Annotated in this window: 1 protein-coding gene; it reads right to left on the minus strand. The window is 56.7% G+C overall.

The window, feature by feature from the left end; translation table 11 throughout:
• On the minus strand, nucleotides 1-1,608 hold a 1,608-nt coding region (locus J5224_RS27140), incomplete at both ends, for a M16 family metallopeptidase (protein ID WP_264628253.1).

Raw genomic sequence — 1,608 nt, forward strand, 5'->3', positions numbered from 1 at the left:
AACGGCGCCAGTCCTCGACTGCTGTAGCCCCCGTACCCGCTACTTTCCGGCAGTTCCACCGCCCATTCCACCAATCGGGGGGTTGCCTGGGTTTCCAGAGAACGACCGCCGGGAATGCGCAACGACACTTGCACGTCGTCTTGCAGCGCCTTATCACTTTTCACGATAACCGTAATGCGGTTGCTCAGTGTCCACTGTTCGGTGTTGTCCAGCGGCAGTGGCTGACGCTCACTGACAGTTCCTGCGGTGGGGGCGAGCAGATTTAACGTAACCGCACGGGCTTGCAGTGCAAACGGACCTGGCTGAGAGCGGCGAATTTGCTGCCAGAGCGTGGTGAACGCCTGGGGCTGGAATGTAGCGCTGTCACTATCCGGGCCGATAAGGGCCAAACGGGGCGATGCGCTATCGAGAAACGCCGCGATATGGCGTTGCAGATCGGCGGGCTTAACGTCTTTGATCAGCGCATGGGTCATAAAAAGCTGCTGCTTTTTGTCAAACAATGGCATCTGGAAGGCTAACGCCGTGGTTATCTGATCGGCCAAATAGTCATTCTGATAACGCTGCTGGGTGGCGGCCTGCTGGCTGAGCTTGGCGAGCAGGCGTTGACGCACACCGTTTAGTTCGTCATCGCTGACGGGGGATGTCGCCATGCGCTGCACTTCCGTCCAGAGTAAGCGCAACGCGCCCTGATAATCTTGCCCTGAAGGACGCACAATCATCAGTTGCTGGCGCCGTTTTTCATCGAGCAATGCCCCTTGCTCGTTGACTGAGGCGGAAGGGAGTTCGCCGTTGTCTACCAATACGCCAAGGCGTTGGTTAAGGATAGGTATCCAGAGATTATCCAACAGGTCGTCACGCTGCCCTGCGGCGGTATTCAGCGGTGCGACGGCATCGCGCTGCAAGGAAAACTGGATCACCCGATCGCCATATTCACGATCAAAAATAGGGGAGACCAACAGGGCGGATTGTGGCGCAAAGCGCTGCCATTCTGGATTATCCGGCGTGGCGGGTTGAACGGGTTTAGCGGAAAAATAACGCGAAATCGCGCTTTTTATCGCGGATTGATCCAGTTCACCGACAATCACCAGCACCATACGTTCAGGCTGATACCAGGTGTGATAATACGCTTTTGCCTCGTCTACCGGTGCCTGACGAACGATATCCAGCAGGCCGATAGGGTCGCGTTCAGCATAGCGGCTACCGTGATAACGCAACTGTTCCAGTGCCTGATTAATGCGAAAACCTACGCCCTGACGTACTCGCCACTCTTCGACGATCACTCCGCGCTCTTTTTCAAACGCGTCCTGCTCGAATGTGATGCCCTGTGCCCAGTCGGACAGGAGTTGCAGGCCGGTTGCGGTCTGCTCAGGGGTAGCCTGTGGCAGCGAGAGCTTGTAGGTGGTGGAATTGAAGCTGGTCACGGCGTTGACGTGATTGCCCAGCTTGATGCCTTGTTGCTCAAGCTGTTTAAACCCGCTGGTGCCGGGGAAATGGGTGGTGCCTTTGAACGCCATGTGTTCAGTGAAGTGCGCCAACCCACGCTGCTGTTCGTTTTCTTGTAGCGAGCCGCTTTTCACCAGCAGGCGCATCTCGATGCCTTTCTGTGCG

The organism is Candidatus Symbiopectobacterium sp. NZEC135 (genome assembly GCF_025962695.1).